This is a genomic window from Stenotrophomonas maltophilia group sp. P373, assembly GCF_053295075.1.
Window position 1 is genome coordinate 321015 of record NZ_CM129994.1, and the last position, 21162, is coordinate 342176.

Below are 21162 nucleotides of genomic sequence, written 5' to 3' on the forward strand. Positions count from 1 at the left end.
TCCGATGACACTGACGGCGGCAACTGCGAAATGTGACCACGGCGGCACAGGATGGCAACGTTCCCGCTACCGGTACCGCTCATGGATCCGATCGCCCCATTGCCGGCCCGCCGCAGCGGCACCACCAAGCGTACCGTGATCTGCGCTCGGTTGCGCCGGTGCCAACTGGCCGGCGGTGGCGCCTGCGCGCAGCCGGCCGAACTGGCATGATCGGCGGCGATCATCCCCGCCTGGAACCGCCTGTGCCGTCCACCTGGCTTGCCTCCCTGCTGCGCCCCGCGCCGGACTCGGCGGTGGCCGAGACGCTGCGCCGGGGAAAATCACCCTGGAGCGAGGCGATCCACCTGCTGTGGTCGGTGTGGATCTTCCTGACGCCCTTGCTTGGCCATGGCTTCACCCTGCGCTGGCTGCTGCTGACGCTGGCCAGCTACCCGGTGTTCCTGCTGCTGTACGCCAAGGTGATGGTGGCGCCGCGCCATCACGCCCCGCGCTATGCCCTGGGCCTGATCGCGATGTCGCTGGTGCTGCTGCCCTGGTACCCGTCCGGGCTGACCTACTTCGTGTTCGGCTGCGTGCTGCTGCGGGTGAGCGGTCGCGGCGGCTGGTGGCAGTATCTGCTGCAGCTCACTGGTCTGAACCTCCTGTTCTGCAGCCTCGCCCTGCTGTTCCAGTACCCGTGGCAGAGCCTGGTCTGGATCCCAGCCGTGTCCTATATCGTCGGCCTGGTCGTGAACGTGGAGGCACTCAACCAGCAGAAGGATGCGGCACTGCAGCTTTCGCAGGACGAGGTGCGGCGGCTCGCAGCCACCGCCGAGCGCGAACGCATCGGCCGCGATCTGCACGACCTGCTCGGCCACACCCTGTCGTTGATCACGTTGAAGCTGGAACTGGCGCGCAAGCTGCACGACCGCGGTGATGGACGCGCGCGACAGGAGATCGGCGAGGCCGAGGCCATCGCCCGCGAGGCGCTGGCGCAGGTCCGCAGCGCGGTCACCGGCATCCGCGCCAGTGACCTGGCCGGTGAGCTGGCGTCGGCGCGGCTGCTGCTGGAGTGCCAGCAGGTCCACCTTCAATACGCACCCCCACCGGCGATGCCGGTGGATGTCGAACGTGGGCTGGCGCTGGTGCTGCGCGAGGCCGCGACCAATATCGTGCGCCACGCACAGGCGACGCAGGCACGGGTGGAGTTCATGCTGGAGGGACGCATGCTGGCGATGCAGATCCGCGACGATGGTCGTGGCGGCGTGCAGGCCGAGGGCAATGGGTTGTGCGGCATGCGCGAACGCGTGGCCGCCCTGGGTGGAAGCCTGCAGGTGCAGTCCGCAAGGGGTGAGGGTACGGTGCTGACCGTGCGCGTGCCACTGGCCGCCGCGACCACACCGCTGCCGCCAGGCGTGCCGCCGTCGCTGGTGCAGGACGGTGCCGCATGATCCGCATCCTGCTGGCCGAAGACCAGGCGATGGTACGCGGCGCACTGTCGGCGTTGCTGGGCCTGGAAGCGGATATCGAAGTGCTGGGCAGCGCCGCCGACGGCGAAACCGCGTGGCGCATGCTGCAGCAGCTGCAGCCGGACATCCTGGTGACCGACATCGAGATGCCGGGCTTGTCCGGGTTGGAGCTTGCACAGCGCATCGCGCGTCACGAGCTGCCGATCAAGGTGGTGATCGTGACCACCTTTGCCCGCGCCGGTTTCCTGCGCCGTGCGTTGGAAGCGGGCGTGCTGGGCTATCTGCTGAAGGACGCACCGGCCGAGAACCTGGCCGAGGCACTGCGCAAGGTGAAGCAGGGCATCCGCGCGATCGACCCGCAGCTGGCACTGGATGCGTGGTCGCAGGCCGATCCGCTGACCGACCGCGAGCGTCGCGTGCTGCGGCTGGCGGGCGAGGGCCGCACCGCCAGCGAGATCGCCGAACAGCTGGGGTTGTCGCACGGCACAGTGCGCAACTATCTGTCCGAGTGCATCGGCAAGCTGGGCGTGGCCAACCGGATCGAGGCGTACCGGCTGGCGCGGCAGAAGGGGTGGCTGTAGGGGCGGCCTGCCTTTCCTGGTGATGTCGTTTCCGCGACCGCGGATGGGTGTTACTTTCTTTGCGCGCAAAGAAAGTAACCAAAGAAACGCTCCGCCGGCCGCGAGCCGGCGCGCTTCGCACGCCGGTGCCCTGCGCTCCTCGGTCCGTCGAGGGACGGTGCGGGAACTCGCTGCGCTCAGACACCCGCACCTCTTCGCCCTCGCCGGACCTGCGGTGCTCGGCTCGCTCAAGGCGGACTTGAAGGTCAAGATCAACAGCAAGAGCATCCACGCATGGCGTGGATCTACTGGGTGCAGCTTCTGCCTTTGACGTTGGTTCCGCCTTTTAGCGAGCCGAGCATCGCAGGGGAATCAGGGGCGCAGAGGCGCCGATGTCTGAGCGCAGCGAGTTCGGCGCCGGCCCCTGATTCACCGAGAAGCGCAGGGTACCGGCGCATAGCGCCGGCTCGCGTTCTGGCGGCGTGCTTCTTTGGTTACTTTCTTTGCACGAGCAAAGAAAGTAACACCCCCCTGCGGTCGCGGAAACAACTCGCCGGGAACTCCCGGCGAACCCGATCATCACTTCTTCCCGCGCGCCATCGCCTGGAACACCCCGTCGCGACGCACCCACAGGTGGAACAACGCCGCACCCACATGCATCAGCACCGTGGCGAACAGCACATACGCCAACAGGCTGTGCGCATTGCGCAAGGCGGCATACAACGCCGGGGTGTGCGGCACGATCGGCGGCAGGTGCAGCCCTCCCCACAACACGATCGGGTATCCGCCGGCCGACAGCATTGCCCAGCCGATCAACGGCATCGCCAGCATCAGCGCGTACAGCATCCAGTGCGAGGCCTTGGCCGCTACCCCCTGCCAGACCGGCAGGTCGGCAGGCAGCGCCGGTGGGCGATGGCGCAGCCGGTTGTACAGGCGCAGCAGCGCCAGCAACAGGATCGCGATGCCCAGCGGGCGGTGCAGGTCGATCAGCGCGGGACGCAGGTGCAGCGAGGCGACCATGGTCACGCCGATGAACAGCATGGCGACGATCATCAGCGCCATGGACCAGTGCAGCACCCGCGCCAGCAGGTTGAAGTGGCCGTTGCCGGTGCTCATCGTGCGGCCTCCTTCGGTTGTTCGACATTGCCGGCGGCGCGCTCGCGTTCACGGCGGTTGAAGGACTGCGAGTACACCGCCGAGCGGGCCGCCAGGATCGGATCATTACTGCCGCGCACCCCACTGGGCAGGATCAGCGGATCGAAGTTGATCTGGCCGCAGGCGCCTTCTTCCTGCGACTGCATGCGGTCCAGGCTGAGTACGCCCGCCACTACCTGGTCACGCGACTCGGGCCACGGTACCGACGGATCATCGATGGCATCGCCGGGCTCGGCGGTGGTCACGACCAGGTTCCAGCGCACCGGGCCGTTGGCCAGGCGCTGCTGCAGTTCCTGGCTGAGGAAATCGACGCTGGCCTGCTTGCGCGCTTCCGCATCCATCTCCACCACCGGCGCCAGCGGCTGCCAGCGCCAGCGCACCGCACGCTTCTGGCCCTGCGCATTGATGAACCAGAAACTGTTGACGCTGTTGAAAGTGGTGTCGGCCCAGCTGCTGGTCCATGGCGCTGTCTTCGCCCACTGCTGGAACGCCTGCGCACTGGGGTATTTCGCCAGCACTGCCGCCATCTTCTGCGGGTCCGGCCTGCCGGTGGCCGGGTCGGGAATCGAGGCGCGGGTCTGCTCGTAGAACGCCTCGGCCGTGGGTACCGCGAAGAACGGGAAGCTGTTCATCGCCATGCGCCATTCCTGGCCATCATCGCTGACCATCTGCACCGCCAGGCTGCGCACGCGTGCGGTGTTGTCGGCGCCGTAGGGGTCGCCGCCACCGATCGACAGGCGGCCCATCACCGGCACACGCGTCTGCGAGAACACCCGGGCACTGGACAGGGTAGGGGCCTGCGCGCTGGGTTCGAACCAGCCGCTTACGCAGACGCCCTTGCTGTGTGCACGGCGGAAGCCCGGATGGGCCGGGCCGGTGGCCTCGATGGTGTCGGTGAAGCGCTGCGCGGTGAGGCGGTCGCCCATCCAGCCGGCCAGCCAGGCGAAGGCCAGCGCCACGGTACCCAGGATGAGCGCGATCAGCGCGATCCAGAGCAGGGGGGAATGCTTGCGCGGTGCGCCCGGCGTCTGGCCGGCACGGGTGTAGCCGAAGAGCGACATGGTCGGAGTCCTGCCTTCACGGAGCGTGTGGGTGGTCGACCCACACATCCTCGCAGAACCCTTCCAGGCCCGGTATTCAAATTTTCGTCAAGTTTGCCGGGGACGGCGTGCCGACCAAGGCCGGCACCCACCCGATCAGCTGTAACGCGCCTTCAACATCGCCCACGCCGAGCGCAGCGCCAGCGCTTCGCCACCGGCCGGACGGCCCGGGCGTTCACCGTCGTTCCAGGCGTACACGTCCAGGTGCGCCCAGCGCTGGCCGTCTTCGAGGAAGCGTTCCAAGTACAGCGCGGCGGTCACCGAGCCGGCCATGCGCGAACCGGCATTGGCCAGGTCGGCAATGCCGCTGCTCAGATAGCGCAGGTAGGGCCGCCACAGCGGCATGCGCCAGACCGGGTCACGGGTTGCGTCGCCGGCCTGCAGCCACTGCTGCGCCACCGTGTCGTCGTTGCTGAAGAGCGCCGGCAGATCCGGACCCAGCGCGATGCGTGCGGCACCGGTAAGAGTGGCGAAATCCAGCACAAGGTCCGGCTTCTGCTCACCGGCGAAGGTCAGCGCATCGCACAGGATCACGCGGCCTTCGGCATCGGTGTTGTCGATCTCCACGCTCAGGCCCTTGCGGGTGGCGATCACTTCGCCCGGGCGGAACGCATCCGGACCGATCGCATTTTCCACCGCCGGCACCAGCAGCGTCAGGCGCACCGGCAGTCCGCGCGCCATCACCAGGCCGGCCAGGGCCAGTGCATGCGCGGCGCCGCCCATGTCCTTCTTCATGTTGCGCATGCCGTCGGCCGGCTTGATGTCCAGGCCGCCGGTATCAAAGCACACGCCCTTGCCGACCAGCACCAGTGCCGGGTCGGTTTCCTTGCCCCAGCGCAGCACCACCAGGCGCGGCGCACGGTGCGAAGCGCGGCCCACGGCGTGGATGGCCGGGAAGTTCTGCTTCAGCAGTTCATCGCCGGTGATCGCCTCGACCTGCGCACCATGTGCATCGGCCAGTGCACGCGCGGCGTCTTCCAGCTGCTGCGGCCCCATGTCTTCGGTCGGGGTGTTGACCCAGTCGCGCACGCGCAGGCTGGCGGCGATCAGGTCGGCCACTTCGCCGGACGGTGCGGCCACCAGCTGCGCCGGGGCGCGGTTGCGCTTGCGGTAACGGTCGAAGCGGTAGCTGCCCAAGCCCCAGCCCAGCTGCAGCAGCGCATGTTCGGCGGCAGGCAGTTCATTGGCCAGCTGCCAGACACTGCCTTCCGGCAGCGCGTGCGGCGCATGCGCATAGCTGTAGGCATCGGCGCGATCACCGACACCGATCACCGCGCCGGCCAGGCCCTCACTGCCGGGCAGCAGGGCCACGCTGTGCGCACCGGCAGTGAAACCCTGCGAGGCCAGCCAGGCCTGGGTGGCGGCCGGTTGGCCGTCCTTCCAGGCGGCGAACTGCTCGCGGTCCAGCACGTACAGCGGCAGCGCCGCGGTGGTGTCGGCGGTGAAACCAGTGATCTCGCTCATGCGTCAGGTACTCCGGGATGCGGCGGCGTCGAGGTTGGCGTCCAACCAGTCGGCCAGGCCGGTGAGGGTGTCGAACTGCAGGTCCGGCTGCAGTTTCGGATGGGTCCAGGTGGCTGCTTCGCGGTTGATCCAGCACCCGCGCAGGCCGGCGGCGATCGCCCCGGCCACGTCCATTTCGGCGTGGTCGCCGACATGCAGTACCTGTGCCGGCGCCACACCCAGTCGGGTGCAGGCGGCGTGGAAAATGCTTGCCTCCGGCTTGGCCGCGCCGTGTTCGCGCGCGCCCAGCTGGAAGGCGAAATGATGCGCCAGGCCGATCCGCTCCAGATCGGCGTTGCCGTTGCTCAGCGCTGCCACCGGCACCCGCGCGGCAATCCGCGCCAGCGCATCGATCGCATCGGGATAGCACTCGACCTGATTGCGTGCGGCGTAGAACGCTTCGTACGCTGGCTCCAGCAGATCGAGGCTGGCGCCACTGACGTGCAGCGCTTCGTGCAGGGTCAGCCGGCGCAGTGCGCTCAGGTCGTGATGGAGGTGCGGATGGGCGTGGTACAGGCGCTCGCGCAGTTCGCGCATTGCCGCCACCGGATACATCTTGGCCGTGGCGGGGCTGTTTTCACGCATCCACTCGTGCAGGACCAGGTCGATGCGGGCGCCGATCGGAGCGAACGGCCACAGCGTGTCGTCAAGGTCGAGAGTGATGGCTTGGACGGGAAAATTCACCCCGCCATTCTACGCCTGCCCGCGCGGGCTTTCATTCCAGCAGCCGTGCCCAGCCCTGCATGCCGTCCAGCCGTGCCAGCACCAGCTTGATGCAGACCAGCAGCGGCACCGCCAGCAGCAGGCCGATCATGCCCCAGGCCCAGCCGAACACCATCAGCGCCAGGATCAGCACCAGCGGCGACAGCTTCATGCGCCGGCCCAGCACGATCGGGGTCACCATCTGCCCTTCCAGAGTGTGCAGGGCCAGGTACGCGGCCGCCGGCAGCAGCGCCTGCAGCGGGTCGCGGAATTCCACGAAGCCCATCAGCAGCATCAGTGCCACGCCGATCAGCGGGCCGACGTACGGGGCAAAATTCAGCAGCGCGGCCACCGTGCCCCACAGCAGCGCCTCCTGCAGGCCGATGCCGAGCAGCATCAGCACGCCTGCGAACACCAGCCCGACCAGGGTGTTGATCACGCTGATGGTCAGCACGTAGCGCGAGACCTCGCGCTCGATCGACCGCAGGATGTCGGCGGTGAAGCGCTGCTGCTGGCGGTTCGGGAACAGCGCGATTGCCGCGCGCTGCAGGCTCTGCCCATGGATCATGAAGAACAGGGTCAGCAGCACCACGGCCAGCACCGAGGCGGCAAGCCGTGGCGCGCGGGTCAGCATGCGGTACGGGTCGTCGAGCTGGGTGCGGATCACCTGCACCTTGTGGTTGCTGTCGCCGCCGGCGACGCGCGCGAAGTTCTCCGCCGCCTGGTTGGCCTGCTGCACCGGCTTGGTCAGGTCCTGCACCTGGCGGGCGACCTTGCGCAGCTGCTGCGGGGCTTCCTGCGCCCATTCCATCGCCGGGCCGATCAATTGCACCGCCAGCGAACCGGTCACGCCCAGGCCGGCGCCGAGAATCAGCAGCGCGCCCAGCGCGCGCGGAATCCACAGTTTCTGCAGCAGGCGCAGGATCGGGTTGCCGACCAGTGCGAAGAACATCGCCAGCAGCACCGGCAGGATGATGTCCTGCGCAGCCCACAGCGTGTAGCCCACCGCCAGGGTCGCCAGCACCACCAGCGACATCGGCCCGCGTGGGCGAGACGGAGGCGGCAGCGGTGCCTCCGGGTCCTGCGGATCGGCTGGTGACAGGGACAGGGAGGACTCGCTCATCGACGCATCAGCCGGAAAGGGGAGCGCATTATCCGCCGGCCGCGATCGGCGCGGCGGATTCCATGGATCAACGTTCGGACAGTTCGGTGGCGGCTTCGGCCGGGCGCGGTTCGCGCGGCTCCGGTTCTGCGGCGGGCCGTGGCGCCGGCGCTGGCGCGGGCCGTGCGGTTGATGCCGATGCAGCCGCCTGTGCCTGTTCGCTGGCGTTGTCGGCTTCTTCGGCCGCATCGTCGGCGGTAGCCGCAGCCTGCGCCGCCATCGCCGTGGCGAACGCTGCCTGCGCACTGGCGAACAGGTTCGACACTGAACCCACCATCTGCAGCCAGCGCGCACCGTTGACCTTGCCCGGCATTTCCAGCTTGCCGGCAATGAAGCCACCGGCCAGGCCCACTACCACGATGCGTAGTGGCGACCAGCCCTGGCGCCAGACCTGACTGAGCGTGGACCAGTGGTCCTGGGTCTCGACCAGACGCACGGTCACCACCTGTTCGCAGCGCTTCACCCGCCGCTGCAGCGCACCGAACTTCATGGCTTGCCCTCTGGCAGCTGCACATCGGCATCGGGGTCGTCTTCGCTGGGCTCGTCGAACAGGCCCAGGCGGGACAGCTGGCGCCGGGTGGCGTGCATGCCGGTGTGGTGGAAGAAGTAGGACACCCGCCAGATCGCATAACCGGTGACGGCCAGGCTCAGCAGCGAGGTGATCAGCAGGGCCTGCAGCCAGCTCAGGCCCCAGCTTTGCAGCAGGGCGATGAGGGTGGCGGCCATCAGCAGCCAGGCCGACGCACCGAATACGATCGCTACCCCGGCCCAGGCCAGTGCACGGCCGAATGCGCTGCGAGCCAGCGCGAAGTCGGCCGAGGCCAGCCGGCGCAGCGAACGCAGCGAGTGCTTGGCCGAATCGGCAGCGGCACGACCGGCCGCGCCGACCTGGCGGATGCTCTCATCCAGCGGCGGGGTGGCTGCCGGATCAGGGGCTTGCACGTTGTCTTCGCTCACGCCGCGGCTTACTTGTCGCTGCTGCCGCGGGCCAGCTTGGCGATGATCCAGCCGGCAGCGAAGGCCACGCCGAACGAGGCCAGCGGACGTTCGCGGATCAGCTCGGCGGCGCTGTCGATCAGGTCCTTGCCCTTGTCCATCAGTGCATCGACCTGTTCCTTGGCAGCGGCCCCGCCGAACTCGGCGGCGGCCAGGCCGGACAGCGCGCTGTCGGACAGTTCAGCCTTGACGTTGGCCTTGCCGATCCGCAGTTCGTCGGTCGCGGCACCGGTTGCGCCCTTGATCGCACCGCCGGCGGCCGTGGCGGCCTGCTTCAGGTGGGAACCGGCTTCACCCAGGTGTTCCTTCAGGTTCTCGGTATTGGTGGGGCTCATCGAATCACTCCTGTTGCGATGGGGGAACGGGCGTCGGCGGTGCCGACCTGGACTGACAGCAATAGCATTGCCGGGGTATAGGGGGTGTTACGGCAGGGCGATCAGCGCATCACGAGCTGGCCCTGCTGCTGGCCATTGTTGCGCAGCACGCGCACCACCAGGGTCGGCGGGCGTTGCTGGAAATTGGCACGCCAGCTGGCCAGGTCGGCGAATTCACCCACGGTGGCGTCGGTGATGATGTCGCCCTGCTGCAGGCCGTTGCTGGCCGCGCGGCTGCCGCGCTTGACCTCGCTGACCAGCACGCCGCCGACCCCCGACTGCCGCAGCGACTCGGGCAGGTCGACGAAGGTGGCGCCGGTCAGCCGCGGGTCCAGGCTCTCGCCGGTGACCGCACGTGCCTGTTCCTTCAGCGTTGCCTTGATCTGCAGTGGCTTGCCTTCGCGGCGGACGTCCAGCGTCATCGGGCTGCCGACGGCGGCCAGGCCTTCCACGTTGTGCAGGGCTTCGGCGCTGTCCACGCGTTGGCCGTTGGCCGAGACCACCACGTCGCCCGGCTTCAGCCCGGCTGCGGCAGCGGCCGAGCCGGCCAGCACGCGGGTGATCAGCGCACCACGTGTTTCGGCCAAGCCCAGTCCCTGCGCAATCTGCGCGGTCAGGTTCTGGCTTTCCACCCCCAGCGTGCCGCGCACCACCACGCCGTGCTTGACCAGCTGGTCGACCACGCTGCGCGCCAGGTTCGATGGAATCGCCAGGCCCAGGCCGATGTTGCCGGCCATGCTGCCCTGCGGGTTGAAGCTGGCGGTATTGATGCCGACCAGCTGCCCCTGCAGGTCGACCAGTGCACCACCGGAATTGCCGGGATTGATCGACGCATCGGTCTGGATGAAGTTCTGGTAGCCCAGCCCGCGGATGCCGCTGCGGCCCACCGCCGAGACGATGCCGGACGTGACCGTCTGGCTGAAGCCGAACGGGTTGCCGATGGCCACGACGAAGTCGCCGACCCGCAGCTGGTCGCTGTTGCCCAGCTTGATGTCGGTGAGGTTCTGCGCCGGAATGCGGATCAGGGCGATGTCGGTATCGCGGTCCGAACCCAGGAACTGGGCCTTGACCGTGCGCCCGTCGGCCAGTGTCACCTGCACGTCATCGGCGTTCTCGATGACATGGTGGTTGGTCAGTACCAGGCCTTCCTTGGCGTCGATGATCACGCCGGAGCCGAGCGATTCGTTGATGCGTTCCTGCGGGATGTCCGGGAACAGGCGGCGGAAGAACGGGTCGTTGAAGAAGGGATTGCGTACGCGAACCACCTGCTTGGTGTTGACGCTGACCACCGCCGGCATCGCCTTCTCCAGCATCGGTGCCAGTGACGGTACCGCCTGTCCGGCCACCGAGGCCGGCAACGCTGCGGTGGTCGGCAGGACCGCCGGCAGCGGCGCGGCGTCGGCACGGTTGTCCAGGTGGGCATTGATGCCGGTGGCAACGAAGCCACCGAAGGCGGCGGCGATTGCGAGCGTGAGCAGGGTGGGAAGCGGTCGCATGGGAGTCGGTTCGCTGGCGTGGGTGGGGGCTGTTCGGGCCTACGGTAAAACAAGCTGAATGAGTGTGTCGCGATCTGGATAAATGCGCCATGAAAACGGGGGCCTCGAAGGTGGGAGCGCGGGGGCCAAAAGCGCGGTTGTGGTGACACCCGGGCAGGTGATGGGTGCGCCACTCAAGGCCAACGCGCGCCGCACTGGCACAGGCGGATACTTGCGCAGTTCCGCGCAGGCGGGTGCCGCAATGCGCCACGACGGATGCCGGACGCTGCGTCCGTGCACGTGCGCGCGACGACGGCCAGGCAATGCTGGGTTCGCGTGGCGCAGCACTGAAAAAAAGGGGTTTGCTGCGAACCGCAGGTGGCAACGGGGGCTGCTGCGTACACCATCGGCGTCGCAACAGATGCGATTGCTGGCACATGCCCCGTTCCACGATCGTCAATGTCGGTATAGCATCGCCCCGTTTTGATACTTAAGGCCCGCAGGAGGGCAACATGAGCAACGGTAATGGTGTGTCGGTCGTGACCGACGCTGTCGAGAACGTCAAAGAAACCGCCACCAACGTCGGCGAGACCATCGCCCACGCCGCCGAAGACGCAGTGAAGTCGGTCAAGAAGACCGTCAAGCGCGCCAGCAAGGCTGCCGGTACCCGCGTTGCCAAGGCCAAGAAGGCCGTGGCCAAGGTCGAGAAGACCGTTGCCAAGAAGGCCGAGAAGGCTGCCAAGTCGGTCGGCAAGACGGTTGCCAACGCCAGGAAGAAGCTGGAAGCGGCCAAGAAGAACGCCAAGGCCGAAGCTGCTGCACTGAAGAAGGAAGTGGCGAAGAAGAAGGCGGCTGCGGGCAAGGCCGTGACCAAGAAGGCCGCCGCTGCCAAGAAGACCACCAAGGCCGCCACCAAGGCTGCCGGCAAGAAGGTCGCCACCGTGAAGAAGGCCGCCACCAAGAAGGCTGCTGTCGCGAAGAAGACCGTTGCCAAGAAGACCACGGCCGCCAAGAAGGTGGTTGGCAAGAAGGTCGCCACCGCCAAGAAGGCTGTGGCCAAGAAGACCGTCGCCGCCAAGAAGGTTGCCGGCAAGAAGGCAGTGGCTGCGAAGAAGGTTGTCGGCAAGAAGGTTGCCGCCACCAGGAAGGTCGCCACCAAGAAGACCGCCGCCGCCAAGAAGGTTGTCGGCAAGAAGGCTGCCGTCGCCAAGAAGGCCGTTGCCAGGAAGACCACTGCTGCCAAGAAGGCTGTCGGCAAGAAGGTCGCTTCGACCAAGAAGGTCGTCGCCAAGAAGGCTGCACCGCTGAAGAAGGTCGCCGCCAAGAAGGCTCCGGCCAAGAAGGCTGTTGCCAGGAAGGCCCCGGTCAAGGCCGTGCGCAAGGTCGCCAAGCGCAAGTAATCGCGCCGTGACCGAAGGCCCTGCCGCCCACCGGGTGGTGGGGCCTTTCGCGTTTTCGGGGCGCGGTCTGGGGCAAGATGCAGATTCTTCCCGCCGGAGCCCCAGCATGCGAGGTATCGATTTCAGTTCCTGGCAGGGCGTGCTGTCCACGTTGGCCGGCCTGGTCCTGATCACCCTGCTGGGCGTGGGCATCCGCCTGCTGGTGATGCAGACCCTGCAGCAGCGTCGCGAGCGCGAGAACCGGCAGATCAACGAGCGGCTGCGCACACTGATGGCGGCCTACAAGACCCTGGGCGGTTCATTCACTGGTGAACTGGGCGTGGATCCCAGCCATCGCCGTGATCTGCGCCAGCGCGAAGCGGCCGAAGGCATCGCCGAACCGCGTTCAGATCGAACGCGCCGCATCCGCGATGCGGTCGAGGCCGCGCTCTCGGACATCCTGTTGCTGGGCACCGACGAACAGGTGCGGCTGGCCGCGCGCGCTGCCAACGAACTGGCACAGGGGCGACCGGTGCATACCCACGAACTGGTGGTCTCGCTGCGCGACTTCGTGCGCGAAGCGCTGGACCTGGCGCCGATTCCTCCCGACCTGCCGATTCCGCCGCAGGGGCCGACCCGCCCCGCTGCCAGTGGTGGCGGCAAGGGGCGCAACGATGGCGATGCCAAGGGCGGCCGTGCGGGTGGTGGCGGAGGTGGGGGCGGCGGAATGGGCGCTGGCATGGGCGGCATGGGCCTCGGTGCCGGCGCCGCACTGGGCGCCGGCCATGCCGCTGCCAGCGATGAAACGGACGCGCGCTGAGCACGTCCGCCGGGTTCAGCGGGTCAGCTCGTAGATCGGCACGAAGCCGCCGTAGATCATCCGCGCACCGTCAAACGGCATCGGATTCTTCGTTGGATCAAACCGCGGGTCTTCCATCATCTTCTTCATGCCGGCGTCGCGGGTCGATTTGTCGGGCCATTCGATCCAGGAAAACACCACCGTCTCGTCCGGCGTGGCTTTCACCGCGCCGAAGAAATCGGTGGTCTTGCCGTGCGGCACGTCATCGCCCCAGCACTCCACCACGCGCAGTGCGCCGTACTCGATGAAGACCGGATCTCCTGTGCGTGCATGGGCGAGGAACTTCTCCTTGTTGGCGGTGGGAACCGCCAGGACGAAACCATCGATGTAGCTCATTGCCAGCCTCCGGATGGACCGTGCCACATGCACGGCCTTCAAGTACACGACGAACCAGCGCGGCGGGGATCGACATCCCGCGTACGCCTGTTCAGCCCGGGCCACCCGGGAGCGGGGCCAGCGCCGTATCCGGTGGCTGCTGGCCGGCCAGGTGGCGCACGAAGTAGTCCCACATGCGGTGCGTATAGGTGGCGTCGTTGCGGAACAGTTCGTGGTCCTGTCGAGCCAGGTACAGCAGGTCGTAGCGACGCTGGGCCTTGTTCAGGGCCGCGGCCAGCTGCAGGGTCAGCGCGGGTGGCGCGTTCTCGTCCAGTTCGCCATAGACCAGCAGCAGATGCCCGCGCAGGTTGCTGGCCAGCGCCGCATTGTCGAGACCGGCAAAGGGGGCCGGCACGCCATCGGCCATGGCTGTAGCTGGCACCACGCCACCGAACAGCCGGTCCATGCCGTGCAGGGCGCCGCCGTACATGCCCTGGAAATTGTGGCTGCCGGCCGAGGCCACGGCCACCCTGTAGAACGCGGGGTAGCGCAGCAGGGCACGCGCCGCGCTGTAGCCGCCGAACGAATGCCCATAGATGCCGACCCGCTGCAGGTCGATACCCTGGTAGCGTTCGCCCAACTGGCGCAGTGCGGCCACATGGTCATCGAGCTGTACATCGGCGCCGTGCAGGAAGCTGCTGTCATGGAATGCCTTGTCGCGGCCGCCGGTGCCGCGGGCATCGATGCTGACCACCACGAAGCCGAGCTCGGCGAGGCTGGCGCGGGATACCGGGTTCTGCGCCGAGACCGCTTCGGCATAGGTGACCGGCGCATTGCTGATGAAAGCACCGCCGTACATCGCGTCGATCACCGGGAAGCTGCCGTCATCGCGATAGTCGCGGGGCAGGTAGATGGCGGCGAAGATCGGCGTGCGCCCGTCGGCGGCCAGCAGCCGCTCGCGCCGTGGCGGCCGCCAGCCAGCAGTGACGACCGCCTGCGCATCCGCAGCCTCCAGCACCATCACTTCGCGGCCATCGTCGCTGGCGCGCAGCACCGTGCGTGGCGGCTGCGCGAGGCTGGACACCGTATCCACCAGGTAGCCACCGCCGGGTGACAGCGCTTGCGGTGCACGTCCACCGAACAGCATGCCGGTGCCCGCATCAACCAGGTGGTCGTCGCCATCGGCGGCCAGGCGCTGCACCGCTCCGCCGTGCAGCGGTACCCGGTACAGGCCACGCACGTAGGGATCGCCGCCCTCGACACCGCCGGCACTGAAGTATGCCCAATCGCCTGCGCTGTCCACGCCGAGCAGGTCCCGCACCGCCCACCGGCCGCCGGTGAGCTGGCCCATCACCTTGCCGTCGGACAGGCGCACCCGGTACAGATGGCCCCAGCCATCGCGCTGCGAGAACCACACGGCGGTGTCCCGGCCGGGCAGGATTGCCACCGCTGGCCGGTTGTAGGAATACACGTTGAGCTGCAGGCGGGTATCACTGGACTCCTCCAGCACGGTGCGCAGCGCACCGCTGCCGGCGTCGATCTCTACCAGGCGCAGGCGCCGTGGCATGCCGAAGTGCGCCATCGCGGCGTACAACCGGCCACCGTCCCAGCCCAGGATGCCCGCCTCGCTCAGGATGTTCCAGCCCTCGGGCAGGGTGATGTCCTGCTGCCGGCCGCTGCGTACATCGACGATGTACAGGCTGTCGCGCACCTGCTGTGCATCGCCCAGTACCCCCAGCTTCACGGTGTGCACGCGTGGGCGCGCGCTGTTGGCCGGCGTGCTTTCCAGATAGGGGTAGTCCTGCAGCGCACGCTCGTCGTAGCGGATGCCGGCCACGTAGCGGCCATCCGGTGACCAGCTGACCGCAAACGGCCGCACCGGCATCCGGCCCTGGCGGCGCGGAATGCCGCGGAGGGTGAAGTCCGGCAGTACGCCATAACCATGACCGGGTTCGCCGCCGGTGGTCAGTGCCCGTGCTGCCGTTCCGGGCGACTGCAGCCACAGATTGTGGTCGCGCACCTGCAGCCAGGCATCGCCAGCGGGCGAAAGCAACGCATCTGCCGGCGGCATCGCATCCTGCGACGGCGCGCATTGCCAGCGCGGCCACCGGCAATCGATCGGCGCCTCGCCGCTGAATCGCAGGCGCAGGCCATCGTCGGTTGCCTGCACGCTGGCCAGTCGCAGGCGTGGCCCGCTGGCACCGAAGGGCGCCACCGCGCTGTCCAGTGCGGCGGGCTCGAACAGGACCTCGCCAGTGGCCTGTAGCGGGTCGACCAGTACCGCCTGGCGTCGACCGCGTGCATCCTCGCGCTCATACCAGAAGCGGCCATCGGCCAGCCAGTTCGGCACGACCGAGGCATTGCGCAATGCACCGCGCAGGTGGCTGTCGTGCACGCGCTCGGCGCGCTGGTAATCAGAAGGCTGCAGTGGCTGAGCCGATACAGTGGAACACCCGTCGATGAAGGCGAGGACGACAGCGCAGAGCGGGAACCGCAGCGGGGCAGGCACGTGCAAGGCAACCTCCTGTTGCAAGGGTCAGCGGAACTCGAATGCACGCGCGCCGCGCGCGTATGCCAGATACAGCCTGAATCAACCCAAAAAATTCAGCAATGCGAAGGCTGCTGTTTTCAGGGAGCGTTGTGGCGAATAACGGAGAATTTACATTCCCGATGCGATGGCGCCCTGGCGCTGCTGCACACCATAAGAAAGTAAAGGTGTACCCCCATGAAGAATTCGCTGATTGCTCTGGCCCTGGCCGCCGCCCTGCCGTTCACCGCCTCGGCTGCTGAGAACCTGTCCTACAACTACGCCGAAGCCGACTACGCCAAGACCGACAACGACGCGTTCAAGTCCGACGGTTGGGGTGTGAAGGGTTCGTACGGCTTCCTGCCGAACTTCCACGCTTTCGGTGAGTACAGCCGTCAGGAATTCGACCACACCAACGTCAAGCTGGACCAGTGGAAGATCGGTGCCGGCTACAACGTTGAAATCGCTCCGAGCACCGACTTCGTTGCCCGCGTTGCCTATCAGAAGCTCGACCAGAAGCATGGCCTGGACTTCAACGGCTACAGCGCTGAAGCCGGTATCCGCACTGCCTTCGGCGCCCACGCCGAGGTCTACGGCATGGTTGGCTACGAAGACTACGCCAAGAAGCACGGCGTGAATCCGGAAGGCCAGTGGTACGGCCGCCTGGGTGGCCAGGTCAAGCTGAACCAGAACTGGGGCCTGAACGGCGAACTGAAGATGAACCGCGACGGCGACAAGGAATACACCGTCGGCCCGCGCTTCAGCTGGTAACTGCTGTTCCGGCGCGCCTGCGCGCTGGAGGCGTCTCGACAGGCCCGGCTCTTGCCGGGCCTGTTGCGTTTGTGGCGGCGCGAAACAAAATGCCGTCTGACTGGTGGCGCACGCGGGCCGAGCATTGCAAGGAATTGGATTCCGCCGCTGCGGGCACCGGCCTACGGTGGATGTTCCATGTTGCCTGGACAGGCCGCGATGCCACCGACACTCCCGCCCCTGCGGCCTGATCGGCCACGACGCCTGGCGCTGCTGGATCCGCACCCGGTACTTCGGTTGGGCGTGGAAGTTCTGCTCCGCCAACACAGTGGTGTGCAGGTGCGCGTGAGCCTGTCCAACGAGGCGCACCTGCTGCAGCTGCTGGAGCGCAGCCCGAGGTGTGTCGACCTGCTGCTGATCGATGCGCTGCCGATGGGCGACCTGGGCGATGGATTGGCCCTGCTGCGCGTGCTGTCGCAGCGCTGGCCGGCGCTGCCGGTGCTGGTGCTCTCGGCGCACTGCAACGCCAGTACGGTGACCACCGCGATGCGAGCCGGCGCGCGCGGCTTCCTGTCCAAGTCGATGCCACCGGAGACGTTGCTGCGCGCCATTGACGTGGTCGCTCGCGGAGGGCGCTTCGTGCCACCGGAACTACGCGAGGAGCTGAAGCTGCCACGCACACGCCGGGTATCTGCACCGGTGCTGACGCCGCTGAGCCAGCGCGAGCGTGAAGTGCTCGGGTTGGTGCTGAAGGGCGTCAGCACCAGTGAAATGGCCCTGCGCTCAGGGCGCTCGGCCAGCACCATCAGCTCGCAGAAGACGTCGGCCTACCGCAAGCTCGGCATCCGCGGGGATGGTGACCTGTTCCGCTTCCGCCACCTGCTCGAATGCGGCTGAGCGGCCTTACTCGCCCTGGTACTGCTTCTCTTCCACCAGCGCCGAACCGGCCACGCGGTTGATCTCGTTCTTCACCTGCACGCGCTCGCCATTGGTGCCATAGACACCGCGTGCCAGCTGGATGAACGCATCGTCGAACTCCTGGGCCGCTTCCTTGTCGCGCAGCTGGTCCTGGATGTCCCACATGCGTTCGTTGATCGCCTTCAGCTGCTGCTTCAGCGCGTCCAATGCCGGCTGCGCCTGCAGCTGCTGCTGCAGCAAGGGCAACAGGCCATCCAGTTCGGTGCGCACGTTGGCCAGCTTGGCAGCATCGTCGATGCGCTCGGCCTTGATCTCGAGAATGGTGATCTTGTCGATCAGCTCGCCGATCGATACCGGGGTCAGGATGGCGTCCACGTGGTTGGTTCCTGGAAACAAGGCGCCATGATACCGCGCGGCTGGCACGTAGCCTCCATCCACGGGATTTACGCCGAATTTGCGCTGCAGGCCGGGCAGCGCCCTCGATCCGTTACGGCGGCGCCCCCGACACTGCCGTCCCGGCGGCGCGATCGCCTTCGACGAGGAACACAGTGCAGTGAACAGCAAGGAGACGATGGCGGCGCTGGTGGCCGCCCTGGCAGGGCTGCTCGGGATCGGCAGCGCGCAGGCACAGGTGCAGGCCAGTGGCAGTGCTGCATTGACCAGCGACTACGTGTGGCGTGGCAGCTCGCAGAGCGATGGCGACCCGGCGGTGCAGGCCGGCGCGAAGGTCTCGATCCCGTCGGGATGGTACGCCAGCGTGTGGGGTTCGAACGTTTCGTTCAAACCGGACAATGGCGCGCGCAGCGAGTTCGACCTGGTGGCCGGCTGGTCCGGCGCACTGGCGCCGGCCTGGAACCTGGATGCGAACCTGACCCGCTACGTGTACCCGGGCAGCGGCCGCACGCTGGACTGGACCGAACTCAACACCACGTTGACCTGGAAGCAGCGTGCCTGGCTGCAGGTCGCCCATTCCAGCGATGCACTGGCCGGTGGCCATCGCGGCACCTATGCCCAGCTGGGTGTGCGTGTGCCGCTGCACGAACGCGTCCGCCTGGAAGCGGCGGTGGGCCAGTACTGGCTGGCCACCGCGCAGGGCCCGGACTACCTGCATGGCCAGCTCAGTGCCATTGCCACGCTGGCCCCGGCATGGGAGCTGCGTGCCACCGTGCACGACACCGACAGTGCGGCCAAGCGCCTGTTCCCGGGTAACGCCGGTGGACGCTGGGAGCTGGCGCTGCAGGGCAGTTTCTAATTCGACGATGCCGCCTGGCGCGCACGCAGCGCGCCGGGCAGCCACAGCAGCAGGGCCAGCACGGCTACGGCGGCACCGGCCACGCAGACGCCGGTCCAGCCGAAGCGCTGGTAGACCTGTGCAGACAGCAGCGAGCCCAGCGAGCCGCCGATGAAATAGCCGGTCATGTAGCCGGCATTGAGGCGGTTGCGTGCCGCAGGCTGCAGCGCATAGATCAGGTTCTGGTTGCTGACATGCAGCAGCTGCGCGGCCAGGTCCAGCACCACCACGCCGACCAGCAGCGCCAGCAGCGAGTGGGCCGACAGCCCCAGTGGCAGCCACGACAGCAGCAACAGCGCCAGTGCAATGGCGGTGGCACGTCCGGTCTGGCCACGGTCGGACATGCGACCAGCCAGACCCGCCGCCAGCGTGCCGGCCGCACCGACCAGCCCGAACAGGCCGATGGTGGCGTCGCTGTAGGCGTACGGCGGTTGTGCCAGCAGGAATGCGAGCGGGGTCCAGAAGATCGCGAACATGGCGAAGCTGCAGGCTCCCAGCAGCGTGCGCTGGCGCAGCACCGGTTCCCGCACGAACAGCTCGCCGATGGAGCGCAGCAATGCGAAATAGCCAAGGCCGGCGCTGTGGTGGAATCGCGGCAGGCCGCGCTGCAATGCCAGTGCGGTCAGCACCAGGGTGGCAGCGGCGATCGCGTACACCAGGCGCCAGTCGCCCAGGCTGGAAAGCAGGCCGGCCACGGTGCGCGCCAGCAGGATGCCCAGCAGCAGGCCACTCATCAATGTTCCGACCACGCGGCCACGATGTTCCGGCGCGGCCAGCGTGGCGGCGAACGGCACCAGCACCTGGGCCACCACCGAAAACAGGCCGGTGATCGCGGTGCCCACCAGCAACCAGGTCAGCGACGGTGCGCAGGCACTGATCACCAGTCCGCCCGCCGACAGCAGGCTCATCACCACGATCAGGCGGCGGCGTTCGAACAGGTCACCCAGCGGCACCAGCAGGATCAAGCCGGCGGCATAGCTCAGCTGCGCGGCGGTAACCACCATGCCGACCTGGCCGAACCGCACGCCGAAGGCGTCGGCGATGGTGTGCAGCAGCGGTTGCGCGTAGTAGTTGCTGGCCACGGCCACGCCGGTGGCGACCGACATCAGCAGCACCTGCCAACGGTGCAGAGGGGGAAGGGATGGGCTCACGCGATGTTCCAGGAAGCGGGGGGCACAGTGTCCGCCTGCTGCGAGCATGATGGAAATGAATCATCATCATCCATGCCATCTGAAAACAAGATAGTTGTATGAACCTCAAGCAGCTCGAGTTCGCCGTGGCGCTGGCCGAGGAGGGCAATTTCACCCGTGCCGCCGAGCGCTGCCACGTGGTGCAGTCCGCGCTCAGCCACCAGATCGCCCATCTTGAACAGGAACTGGGTGCCACGCTGTTCGAGCGCCTGCCGCGCCAGGTGCGGGCCACCGCCGCCGGCGAGGCGTTGCTGGTGCACTCACGCCAGGTGCTGGCCAGCCTGCGCCACCTGCGCGCCGACGTGGCCGCCGTCAGTGGCGAAGTGCGTGGGTTGCTGGCCATCGGGCAGATTTCCTCGCTGACCGGAATCGACGTTGTGGCGATGCTGGCGGCCTTCCAGCGCGTGCACCCGCAGGTGGAGTTCCAGTTGCGCGTGGACAAGAGCGAGGACCTGATCGCGCAGGTACAGTCGCGCGCGCTGGATGTGGCACTGGTCGGCCTGGCGCCTTCGGCAGCGCTGGACGGTGTCTGCCATCAGGTGCTGCAGGAGGAGGATCTGGTGGCGGTACTGGCGCCATCGCACCGGCTGGCCGGGCGCAAGCGGCTGCCATTGGCCGCACTGCAGGATGAAGCACTGGTCGACTTCCCGCGCGGCACCGGCGCACGCCGGCAGACCGATGATGCTTTTGCCGCAGCCGGACTGCCGCACACGGTCCGTTTCGAGGTCAACCTGATGGAACTGGTCGAGCGCTTCGTCCGCCATGGGTTGGCGGTCGGCATCGTGCCGGCATTGATCGCCGATGGGTTTCAGGGCGTGGTGCAGATTCCGCTGCAGCCGACCCCGACCCGGCGCGTGCACCTGGTCTGGCAGCGCCTGCCGACACCAGCGGCGCGGGCGTTCGTCGACGCCGTGCTCAACCGCGCAGGCGCAGGCTCAGGCCCTTGAGGAAGTTGCGCAGCATCTGGTCCAGGCAACGCCGGTAGTTGGCGTGCCCGGGTTGGCGGAACAGCGCGCCCACTTCCGACTTGGAGACATTGAAACCTGCGCTGGCAAAGATCTCCATCAGGTCCACGTCGCGCAGCTGGAACGCCACGCGCAGCTTCTTCAGCACCAGGTTGTTGTCGATGAGGGTCTCCACTGCGCGCTGCGGCTGGCTCTCGTCGCGGCCACGCAGGTGCACGATCAGGCCGTCGAGGAAGTGCGCCAGCGCGCTGTCGTTCATCGCCTCGAAACCGGCTTCGTCCTCGCGGCGCAGCCAGGCCTTCACCTGCCCGGTATCCACGGCAAAGACCGGGTCGGCCATCTGGCACAGGGCGACCACGTGCTGGTCACCCAGGTCCAGGGAGTAGCGCACGCTGCGCAGGACATCATTGTTGATCATGGCCCAATTGTACCGGCCCCTGGCGTGTCACCGGACTGTCATCGAACTGCAGCATCGTGAGCACTCGTTCGCTGG

The 21162-nt window shown here is 67.5% G+C and carries 23 protein-coding genes; 9 read left to right on the forward strand and 14 right to left on the reverse strand.

Annotation, left to right across the window (positions count from 1 at the left end; translation table 11 throughout):
* Nucleotides 1–81: 81 nt before the first annotated feature.
* From ACSYHF_RS01455 to ACSYHF_RS01465, 3 genes are read left to right on the forward strand one after another with little or no spacing between them, the layout of a single operon-like run.
* Nucleotides 82–210, forward strand: a complete 129-nt coding sequence (locus ACSYHF_RS01455) for a hypothetical protein (protein WP_258391628.1) — start codon at nucleotides 82–84, stop codon at nucleotides 208–210.
* On the forward strand, nucleotides 207–1430 hold the full coding sequence (locus ACSYHF_RS01460; protein WP_262220908.1) for a sensor histidine kinase: 1224 nt from the start codon (nucleotides 207–209) through the stop codon (nucleotides 1428–1430). Before ACSYHF_RS01455 ends, ACSYHF_RS01460 begins: the two co-directional genes overlap by 4 nt.
* Nucleotides 1427–2029 (forward strand): response regulator transcription factor, encoded by a 603-nt coding sequence (locus tag ACSYHF_RS01465; protein WP_005420563.1) that lies wholly within the window; start codon nucleotides 1427–1429, stop codon nucleotides 2027–2029. The genes ACSYHF_RS01460 and ACSYHF_RS01465 overlap by 4 nt, the downstream gene beginning before the upstream one ends.
* A 558-nt stretch (nucleotides 2030–2587) precedes the next feature.
* Here ACSYHF_RS01465 and ACSYHF_RS01470 read toward each other — a convergent pair.
* The 9 genes from ACSYHF_RS01470 to ACSYHF_RS01510 form a co-directional block, all read right to left on the reverse strand.
* Nucleotides 2588–3124: a cytochrome b gene (locus tag ACSYHF_RS01470; protein WP_065178987.1), complete on the reverse strand. Its 537-nt coding sequence runs from the start codon at nucleotides 3122–3124 to the stop codon at nucleotides 2588–2590.
* A complete protein-coding gene (locus ACSYHF_RS01475) occupies nucleotides 3121–4224 on the reverse strand; it encodes a catalase family peroxidase (RefSeq protein WP_447576029.1) in 1104 nt (367 codons plus the stop codon). The genes ACSYHF_RS01470 and ACSYHF_RS01475 overlap by 4 nt, the downstream gene beginning before the upstream one ends.
* Nucleotides 4225–4359: 135 nt before the next feature.
* The gene (locus tag ACSYHF_RS01480) at nucleotides 4360–5727 is read right to left on the reverse strand and encodes a leucyl aminopeptidase family protein (protein ID WP_262220909.1); all 1368 of its coding nucleotides are present in this window, start codon (nucleotides 5725–5727) and stop codon (nucleotides 4360–4362) included.
* A gap of 3 nt (nucleotides 5728–5730) precedes the next feature.
* Nucleotides 5731–6450 carry an HAD family hydrolase gene (locus tag ACSYHF_RS01485; protein WP_447576030.1) on the reverse strand — a complete coding sequence of 240 codons (720 nt, stop codon included), beginning with the start codon at nucleotides 6448–6450 and terminating at the stop codon, nucleotides 5731–5733.
* Between the two features lie 31 nt (nucleotides 6451–6481).
* Nucleotides 6482–7591 (reverse strand): AI-2E family transporter, encoded by a 1110-nt coding sequence (locus tag ACSYHF_RS01490; protein ID WP_447576031.1) that lies wholly within the window; start codon nucleotides 7589–7591, stop codon nucleotides 6482–6484.
* Between the two features lie 67 nt (nucleotides 7592–7658).
* Nucleotides 7659–8120 (reverse strand): hypothetical protein, encoded by a 462-nt coding sequence (locus ACSYHF_RS01495; protein WP_053499495.1) that lies wholly within the window; start codon nucleotides 8118–8120, stop codon nucleotides 7659–7661.
* Nucleotides 8117–8587 (reverse strand): phage holin family protein, encoded by a 471-nt coding sequence (locus ACSYHF_RS01500; protein WP_188248776.1) that lies wholly within the window; start codon nucleotides 8585–8587, stop codon nucleotides 8117–8119. Before ACSYHF_RS01500 ends, ACSYHF_RS01495 begins: the two co-directional genes overlap by 4 nt.
* Before the next feature lie 8 nt (nucleotides 8588–8595).
* On the reverse strand, nucleotides 8596–8961 hold the full coding sequence (locus ACSYHF_RS01505) for a hypothetical protein (protein ID WP_004153835.1): 366 nt from the start codon (nucleotides 8959–8961) through the stop codon (nucleotides 8596–8598).
* A 101-nt stretch (nucleotides 8962–9062) separates the two neighbouring features.
* The gene (locus ACSYHF_RS01510; protein ID WP_262232830.1) at nucleotides 9063–10496 is read right to left on the reverse strand and encodes a Do family serine endopeptidase; all 1434 of its coding nucleotides are present in this window, start codon (nucleotides 10494–10496) and stop codon (nucleotides 9063–9065) included.
* Nucleotides 10497–10987: 491 nt separating this feature from the next.
* Here ACSYHF_RS01510 and ACSYHF_RS01515 point away from each other — a divergent pair, with 491 nt between their 5' ends.
* Together ACSYHF_RS01515 and ACSYHF_RS01520 are read left to right on the forward strand one after the other, a co-directional pair.
* Nucleotides 10988–11875 carry a histone gene (locus tag ACSYHF_RS01515; protein WP_095377906.1) on the forward strand — a complete coding sequence of 296 codons (888 nt, stop codon included), beginning with the start codon at nucleotides 10988–10990 and terminating at the stop codon, nucleotides 11873–11875.
* Between the two features lie 106 nt (nucleotides 11876–11981).
* The gene (locus ACSYHF_RS01520; RefSeq protein ID WP_095377907.1) at nucleotides 11982–12674 is read left to right on the forward strand and encodes a hypothetical protein; all 693 of its coding nucleotides are present in this window, start codon (nucleotides 11982–11984) and stop codon (nucleotides 12672–12674) included.
* Between the two features lie 15 nt (nucleotides 12675–12689).
* Here ACSYHF_RS01520 and ACSYHF_RS01525 read toward each other — a convergent pair whose 3' ends face one another.
* Together ACSYHF_RS01525 and ACSYHF_RS01530 are read right to left on the reverse strand one after the other, a co-directional pair.
* Nucleotides 12690–13049 (reverse strand): DUF1428 domain-containing protein, encoded by a 360-nt coding sequence (locus tag ACSYHF_RS01525; protein WP_005420538.1) that lies wholly within the window; start codon nucleotides 13047–13049, stop codon nucleotides 12690–12692.
* Between the two features lie 91 nt (nucleotides 13050–13140).
* Nucleotides 13141–15543 carry a DPP IV N-terminal domain-containing protein gene (locus tag ACSYHF_RS01530; RefSeq protein WP_447576032.1) on the reverse strand — a complete coding sequence of 801 codons (2403 nt, stop codon included), beginning with the start codon at nucleotides 15541–15543 and terminating at the stop codon, nucleotides 13141–13143.
* A 210-nt stretch (nucleotides 15544–15753) separates the two neighbouring features.
* Between ACSYHF_RS01530 and ACSYHF_RS01535 the strand changes: the two genes are divergently transcribed.
* The gene (locus ACSYHF_RS01535) at nucleotides 15754–16326 is read left to right on the forward strand and encodes an OmpO family porin (protein WP_005420534.1); all 573 of its coding nucleotides are present in this window, start codon (nucleotides 15754–15756) and stop codon (nucleotides 16324–16326) included.
* 198 nt (nucleotides 16327–16524) lie between these two features.
* Nucleotides 16525–17202, forward strand: a complete 678-nt coding sequence (locus tag ACSYHF_RS01540; RefSeq protein WP_032954668.1) for a response regulator transcription factor — start codon at nucleotides 16525–16527, stop codon at nucleotides 17200–17202.
* A gap of 6 nt (nucleotides 17203–17208) precedes the next feature.
* On the opposite strand, the gene ACSYHF_RS01545 is transcribed toward ACSYHF_RS01540, so the two are convergent.
* On the reverse strand, nucleotides 17209–17598 hold the full coding sequence (locus ACSYHF_RS01545) for a DUF6165 family protein (protein ID WP_005420531.1): 390 nt from the start codon (nucleotides 17596–17598) through the stop codon (nucleotides 17209–17211).
* A 178-nt stretch (nucleotides 17599–17776) separates the two neighbouring features.
* Between ACSYHF_RS01545 and ACSYHF_RS01550 the strand changes: the two genes are divergently transcribed.
* On the forward strand, nucleotides 17777–18475 hold the full coding sequence (locus ACSYHF_RS01550; protein WP_005420530.1) for a TorF family putative porin: 699 nt from the start codon (nucleotides 17777–17779) through the stop codon (nucleotides 18473–18475).
* On the opposite strand, the gene ACSYHF_RS01555 is transcribed toward ACSYHF_RS01550, so the two are convergent.
* On the reverse strand, nucleotides 18472–19620 hold the full coding sequence (locus ACSYHF_RS01555; RefSeq protein ID WP_331250382.1) for an MFS transporter: 1149 nt from the start codon (nucleotides 19618–19620) through the stop codon (nucleotides 18472–18474). The genes ACSYHF_RS01550 and ACSYHF_RS01555 overlap by 4 nt on opposite strands.
* 143 nt (nucleotides 19621–19763) lie before the next feature.
* On the opposite strand from ACSYHF_RS01555, the gene ACSYHF_RS01560 reads away from it, so the two are divergent.
* On the forward strand, nucleotides 19764–20651 hold the full coding sequence (locus ACSYHF_RS01560) for a LysR family transcriptional regulator (RefSeq protein ID WP_065185646.1): 888 nt from the start codon (nucleotides 19764–19766) through the stop codon (nucleotides 20649–20651).
* On the opposite strand, the gene ACSYHF_RS01565 is transcribed toward ACSYHF_RS01560, so the two are convergent.
* Nucleotides 20620–21087 (reverse strand): DUF1456 family protein, encoded by a 468-nt coding sequence (locus ACSYHF_RS01565; protein WP_447576033.1) that lies wholly within the window; start codon nucleotides 21085–21087, stop codon nucleotides 20620–20622. The genes ACSYHF_RS01560 and ACSYHF_RS01565 overlap by 32 nt on opposite strands.
* Nucleotides 21088–21162: the final 75 nt, after the last annotated feature.

Bases quoted from the DNA above. Each gene is read 5' to 3' on its own strand.
- ACSYHF_RS01455 (WP_258391628.1), top strand. From the start codon at position 82: ATGGATCCGATCGCCCCATTGCCGGCCCGCCGCAGCGGCACCACCAAG.
- ACSYHF_RS01460 (WP_262220908.1), top strand. From the start codon at position 207: ATGATCGGCGGCGATCATCCCCGCCTGGAACCGCCTGTGCCGTCCACC.
- ACSYHF_RS01465 (WP_005420563.1), top strand. From the start codon at position 1,427: ATGATCCGCATCCTGCTGGCCGAAGACCAGGCGATGGTACGCGGCGCA.
- ACSYHF_RS01470 (WP_065178987.1), bottom strand. From the start codon at position 3,124: ATGAGCACCGGCAACGGCCACTTCAACCTGCTGGCGCGGGTGCTGCAC.
- ACSYHF_RS01475 (WP_447576029.1), bottom strand. From the start codon at position 4,224: ATGTCGCTCTTCGGCTACACCCGTGCCGGCCAGACGCCGGGCGCACCG.
- ACSYHF_RS01480 (WP_262220909.1), bottom strand. From the start codon at position 5,727: ATGAGCGAGATCACTGGTTTCACCGCCGACACCACCGCGGCGCTGCCG.
- ACSYHF_RS01490 (WP_447576031.1), bottom strand. From the start codon at position 7,591: ATGAGCGAGTCCTCCCTGTCCCTGTCACCAGCCGATCCGCAGGACCCG.
- ACSYHF_RS01495 (WP_053499495.1), bottom strand. From the start codon at position 8,120: ATGAAGTTCGGTGCGCTGCAGCGGCGGGTGAAGCGCTGCGAACAGGTG.
- ACSYHF_RS01505 (WP_004153835.1), bottom strand. From the start codon at position 8,961: ATGAGCCCCACCAATACCGAGAACCTGAAGGAACACCTGGGTGAAGCC.
- ACSYHF_RS01510 (WP_262232830.1), bottom strand. From the start codon at position 10,496: ATGCGACCGCTTCCCACCCTGCTCACGCTCGCAATCGCCGCCGCCTTC.
- ACSYHF_RS01515 (WP_095377906.1), top strand. From the start codon at position 10,988: ATGAGCAACGGTAATGGTGTGTCGGTCGTGACCGACGCTGTCGAGAAC.
- ACSYHF_RS01520 (WP_095377907.1), top strand. From the start codon at position 11,982: ATGCGAGGTATCGATTTCAGTTCCTGGCAGGGCGTGCTGTCCACGTTG.
- ACSYHF_RS01525 (WP_005420538.1), bottom strand. From the start codon at position 13,049: ATGAGCTACATCGATGGTTTCGTCCTGGCGGTTCCCACCGCCAACAAG.
- ACSYHF_RS01535 (WP_005420534.1), top strand. From the start codon at position 15,754: ATGAAGAATTCGCTGATTGCTCTGGCCCTGGCCGCCGCCCTGCCGTTC.
- ACSYHF_RS01540 (WP_032954668.1), top strand. From the start codon at position 16,525: ATGCCACCGACACTCCCGCCCCTGCGGCCTGATCGGCCACGACGCCTG.
- ACSYHF_RS01555 (WP_331250382.1), bottom strand. From the start codon at position 19,620: ATGTCGGTCGCCACCGGCGTGGCCGTGGCCAGCAACTACTACGCGCAA.
- ACSYHF_RS01560 (WP_065185646.1), top strand. From the start codon at position 19,764: ATGAACCTCAAGCAGCTCGAGTTCGCCGTGGCGCTGGCCGAGGAGGGC.
- ACSYHF_RS01565 (WP_447576033.1), bottom strand. From the start codon at position 21,087: ATGATCAACAATGATGTCCTGCGCAGCGTGCGCTACTCCCTGGACCTG.